Raw genomic sequence first — 5540 nt, 5'->3', positions numbered from 1 at the left:
GGTGTGTGTTCTTTGAGAACTCGATAGTGTGTGACATTTTTGTTTTGTTTGATGCCATTTTTTGAGTGGTGTCTGTTTTTTGATGCCAGTTTGTTTTTTGGATTGTTTTTGCTGGGGTTTTTGCCTCTGTGAGGAATTCATTGTTTTGAAACGGCCTGCTTTGGTGGGTTTGTTTTGGTGTTCTTTCATGGAGAGTTTGATCCTGGCTCAGGACGAACGCTGGCGGCGTGCTTAACACATGCAAGTCGAACGGAAAGGCCTCGCTTGCGGGGTACTCGAGTGGCGAACGGGTGAGTAACACGTGGGTGATCTGCCCCAAACTTTGGGATAAGCCTGGGAAACTGGGTCTAATACCGAATATGACCATTGGATGCATGTCTGGTGGTGGAAAGCTTTTGCGGTTTGGGATGGGCCCGCGGCCTATCAGCTTGTTGGTGGGGTAATGGCCTACCAAGGCGACGACGGGTAGCCGACCTGAGAGGGTGATCGGCCACACTGGGACTGAGACACGGCCCAGACTCCTACGGGAGGCAGCAGTGGGGAATATTGCACAATGGGCGCAAGCCTGATGCAGCGACGCCGCGTGAGGGATGACGGCCTTCGGGTTGTAAACCTCTTTCGCCAGGGACGAAGCTTTTGTGACGGTACCTGGAGAAGAAGCACCGGCCAACTACGTGCCAGCAGCCGCGGTAATACGTAGGGTGCGAGCGTTGTCCGGAATTACTGGGCGTAAAGAGCTCGTAGGCGGTTTGTCGCGTCGTCTGTGAAATTCTGCAGCTTAACTGTAGGCGTGCAGGCGATACGGGCAGACTTGAGTACTACAGGGGAGACTGGAATTCCTGGTGTAGCGGTGAAATGCGCAGATATCAGGAGGAACACCGGTGGCGAAGGCGGGTCTCTGGGTAGTTACTGACGCTGAGGAGCGAAAGCGTGGGGAGCGAACAGGATTAGATACCCTGGTAGTCCACGCCGTAAACGGTGGGTACTAGGTGTGGGTTCCTTTTCACGGGATCCGTGCCGTAGCTAACGCATTAAGTACCCCGCCTGGGGAGTACGGCCGCAAGGCTAAAACTCAAAGGAATTGACGGGGGCCCGCACAAGCGGCGGAGCATGTGGATTAATTCGATGCAACGCGAAGAACCTTACCTGGGTTTGACATACACCAGACGCAGCTAGAGATAGTTGTTCCCTTGTGGTTGGTGTACAGGTGGTGCATGGCTGTCGTCAGCTCGTGTCGTGAGATGTTGGGTTAAGTCCCGCAACGAGCGCAACCCTTGTCCTGTATTGCCAGCGGGTTATGCCGGGGACTTGCAGGAGACTGCCGGGGTCAACTCGGAGGAAGGTGGGGATGACGTCAAGTCATCATGCCCCTTATGTCCAGGGCTTCACACATGCTACAATGGCGCGTACAGAGGGCTGCGAGACCGTGAGGTGGAGCGAATCCCTTAAAGCGCGTCTCAGTTCGGATTGGGGTCTGCAACTCGACCCCATGAAGTCGGAGTCGCTAGTAATCGCAGATCAGCAACGCTGCGGTGAATACGTTCCCGGGCCTTGTACACACCGCCCGTCACGTCATGAAAGTCGGTAACACCCGAAGCCGGTGGCCTAACCCCTTGTGGGAGGGAGCTGTCGAAGGTGGGATCGGCGATTGGGACGAAGTCGTAACAAGGTAGCCGTACCGGAAGGTGCGGCTGGATCACCTCCTTTCTAAGGAGCTATCAACATGTCCTGTTTCGGGCCCGAGTGTGGTTCGGCGGGGTTGATGTTCATGGGTGAAACGTCAAACAAAACGTCATTGCGTGTCTTGTCTCCTGTGTGGGGTGGGTCAGGTGGTGGGTGTGGCACACTATCGGGGTTCTGAGGGAACACACGGGTAACAGTCCCTTTTTGTGGGGGTTGGTGTGTTGTCTTGGTGCTGGCCGGCTACCGCCCAGAATGTGGGTGTGGGGTTGGTTGGTGTGTGTTGTTTGAGAATTGCATAGTGGATGCGAGCATCTAGTGAATGCAAACACTTCACTGTTGTGGGGTGTGTGTGTTTGTTGGGGTGCTGCAATTTCTTATTGGTTTTTGTAAGTGTTGTGCGTCTACATTCGTGCCTGAGTCTGCGCTTGTGTGTCTGTTGTCCTGCTTGTTGTGGGGTGGTGGGTGCATGTGGTGTGGGTTGGGGTGGGTTTGTAGGTGTTGTTGTAAGTGTGTAAGGGCGTTCGGTGGATGCCTTGGTACCAGGAGCCGATGAAGGACGTGGGAGGCTGCGATAAGCCTCGGGGAGCTGTCAACCGAGCTGTGATCCGAGGGTGTCCGAATGGGGAAACCCAGCACGAGTGATGTCGTGTTACCCACCTGTGAATGTATAGCGGGTGTGGAGGGAACGTGGGGAAGTGAAACATCTCAGTACCCATAGGAAGAGAAAACAATTGTGATTCCGTGAGTAGTGGCGAGCGAAAGCGGAGGAGGCTAAACCATGCGCATGTGATACTCGGCAGGGGTTGTGTGTGTGGGGTTGTGGGGTTGTCTTGTCCGGTGCTGCCGTGCTGGAGGCGAGTGAGAAAGTCGTATGCTAGGCGAAGTGGCCTGGAATGGTCTGCCGTAGACGGTGAGAGTCCGGTAGCTGAAAGTGTGCGGCCTCGTTTGAGACGTGTCCCCAAGTAGCAGCGGGCCCGTGAAATCTGCTGTGAATCTGCCGGGACCACCCGGTAAGCCTGAATACTTCCTGGTGACCGATAGCGGACTAGTACCGTGAGGGAAAGGTGAAAAGTACCCCGGGAGGGGAGTGAAATAGTACCTGAAACCGGACGCTTACAATCCGTCAGAGCCTGCGCACCTTTTGGGTGGTGGGTGATGGCGTGCCTTTTGAAGAATGAGCCTGCGAGTCAGTGCTCAGTGGCAAGGTTAACCCGTGTGGGGTAGCCGTAGCGAAAGCGAGTCTGAATAGGGCGATTTGAGTCGCTGGGTCTGGACCCGAAGCGGAGTGATCTACCCATGGCCAGGGTGAAGCGACGGTAAGACGTCGTGGAGGCCCGAACCCACTTCAGTTGAAAATGGAGGGGATGAGCTGTGGGTAGGGGTGAAAGGCCAATCAAACTCCGTGATAGCTGGTTCTCCCCGAAATGCATTTAGGTGCAGCGTCCCGTGTTTCTTACCGGAGGTAGAGCTACTGGATGGCCGATGGGCCCTACTAGGTTACTGACGTCAGCCAAACTCCGAATGCCGGTAAGTGAGAGCGGGGCAGTGAGACTGCGGGCGATAAGGTTCGTAGTCGAGAGGGAAACAGCCCAGATCGCCGGCTAAGGCCCCTAAGCGTGTACTAAGTGGAAAAGGATGTGGGATCGCGAAGACAACCAGGAGGTTGGCTTAGAAGCAGCCACCCTTGAAAGAGTGCGTAATAGCTCACTGGTCAAGTGGTCCTGCGCCGACAATGTAGCGGGGCTCAAGTACACCGCCGAAGCCGCGGCACTCACACAAGACATCCATGCCTGCCTGCGGGTGGGTGTGTAGTGGTGTGGGTGGGTAGGGGAGCGTCCTGCATCCAGGGAAGCAGCGGAGTGATCCAGTTGTGGAGGGTGTGGGAGTGAGAATGCAGGCATGAGTAGCGAAAGCAGAGTGAGAAACTCTGCCGCCGAATGACCAAGGGTTCCTGGGCCAGGTTAATCCGCCCAGGGTGAGTCGGGACCTAAGGCGAGGCCGACAGGCGTAGTCGATGGACAACGGGTTGATATTCCCGTACCCGTGTATCCGCGCCCAGTGGCGAATCAATTGTACTAACCATCCAAATCCCTATGGACCGCCTTCGGGTGGCCGGCGGGTGCTGCATGGGACCTCGGTTGTAGTAGTCAAGCGATGGGGTGACGCAGGAAGGTAGTGGAGCCAGTCGATGGTAGTGCTGGTGTAAGCCTGTAGGGAGGAACATAGGCAAATCCGTGTTCCACATGTCCTGAGAGGTGATGCGTAGCCGTAGCGGCGAAATCCATGATCCTATGCTGCCGAGAAAAGCCTCTAGCGAGCTGGTACACGGCCCGTACCCCAAACCGACACAGGTGGTCAGGTAGAGAATACTAAGGCGATCGAGAGAACTGTGGTTAAGGAACTCGGCAAAATGCCCCCGTAACTTCGGGAGAAGGGGGACCACGCCCGGTGACGATCCTTGCGGTCTGAGCTGGGGGTGGTCGCAGAGACCAGAGAGAAGCGACTGTTTACTAAAAACACAGGTCCGTGCGAAGTCGTAAGACGATGTATACGGACTGACGCCTGCCCGGTGCTGGAAGGTTAAGAGGACCGGTTAGCTAACTTTGTTGGCGAAGCTGAGAATTTAAGCCCCAGTAAACGGCGGTGGTAACTATAACCATCCTAAGGTAGCGAAATTCCTTGTCGGGTAAGTTCCGACCTGCACGAATGGCGTAACGACTTCTCTGCTGTCTCAACCACAGACTCGGCGAAATTGCAGTACGAGTAAAGATGCTCGTTACGCGCGGCAGGACGAAAAGACCCCGGGACCTTCACTATAGCTTGGTATTGGTGTTCGGTTCGGTTTGTGTAGGATAGGTGGGAGACTGTGAAACTCGCACGCCAGTGTGGGTGGAGTCATTGTTGAAATACCACTCTGACCGTATTGGACCTCTAACCTCGGACCATGATCTGGTTCAGGGACAGTGCCTGGTGGGTAGTTTAACTGGGGCGGTTGCCTCCCAAAAAGTAACGGAGGCGCCCAAAGGTTCCCTCAGCCTGGTTGGCAATCAGGTGTTGAGTGTAAGTGCACAAGGGAGCTTGACTGTGAGACGTACATGTCGAGCAGGGACGAAAGTCGGGACTAGTGATCCGGCACCGGCAAGTGGAAGCGGTGTCGCTCAACGGATAAAAGGTACCCCGGGGATAACAGGCTGATCTTCCCCAAGAGTCCATATCGACGGGATGGTTTGGCACCTCGATGTCGGCTCGTCGCATCCTGGGGCTGGAGTAGGTCCCAAGGGTTGGGCTGTTCGCCCATTAAAGCGGCACGCGAGCTGGGTTTAGAACGTCGTGAGACAGTTCGGTCTCTATCCGCCGCGCGCGTAAGAAACTTGAGGAAACCTGTCCCTAGTACGAGAGGACCGGGACGGACGAACCTCTGGTGTGCCAGTTGTTCCACCAGGAGCACCGCTGGTTAGCTACGTTCGGAAGGGATAACCGCTGAAAGCATCTAAGCGGGAAGCCTGTTCCAAGATGAGGTTTCTCACCCCCTCAGCGGGGTTAAGGCCCCCCACAGACCATGGGGTTGATAGGCCAGAACTGTAAGCACAGCAATGTGTTCAGGTGACTGGTACTAATCGGCCGAGGACTTACAACAACACCCAACACCACAAAAAATCGCATCCACTATGCAACTCTGAAACAACACCCCACCCACCACCACCAAGTGGTCGGGCAGCGGACAGTTTCATAAAGTTACGGCGGCAATAGCGGAGGGGAAACGCCCGGCCCCATTCCGAACCCGGAAGCTAAGCCCTCCAGCGCCAATGGTACTGCACCCTAACCAGTGTGGGAGAGTAGGACACCGCCGAACACAA

The 5540-nt window shown here is 55.6% G+C and carries 1 protein-coding gene and 3 rRNA genes; 3 read left to right on the top strand and 1 reads right to left on the bottom strand.

Going from position 1 to position 5540, the window contains the following annotated elements:
• On the bottom strand, positions 1 to 189 hold a 189-nt coding region (locus tag GOARA_RS20455; RefSeq protein ID WP_211599516.1), incomplete at its 3' end, for a hypothetical protein.
• On the opposite strand from GOARA_RS20455, the gene GOARA_RS17570 reads away from it, so the two are divergent.
• From GOARA_RS17570 to rrf, 3 genes are all read left to right on the top strand, one after another.
• Positions 185 to 1707, top strand: a 16S ribosomal RNA gene (locus tag GOARA_RS17570). The genes GOARA_RS20455 and GOARA_RS17570 overlap by 5 nt on opposite strands.
• A gap of 477 nt (positions 1708 to 2184) precedes the next feature.
• Positions 2185 to 5320 (top strand): 23S ribosomal RNA (locus GOARA_RS17565).
• A 99-nt stretch (positions 5321 to 5419) separates the two neighbouring features.
• Positions 5420 to 5536 (top strand): 5S ribosomal RNA (gene rrf, locus GOARA_RS17560).
• The 16S, 23S and 5S rRNA genes sit together here, the layout of an rRNA operon.
• Positions 5537 to 5540 lie beyond the last annotated feature (4 nt).

Origin of the sequence: Gordonia araii NBRC 100433 (assembly GCF_000241265.1) — a bacterium.
Taxonomy (GTDB): domain Bacteria; phylum Actinomycetota; class Actinomycetes; order Mycobacteriales; family Mycobacteriaceae; genus Gordonia; species Gordonia araii.
The sequence above is the reverse complement of the archived record's forward strand: the minus strand, read 5'-3'. Positions and strand labels throughout refer to the sequence as shown.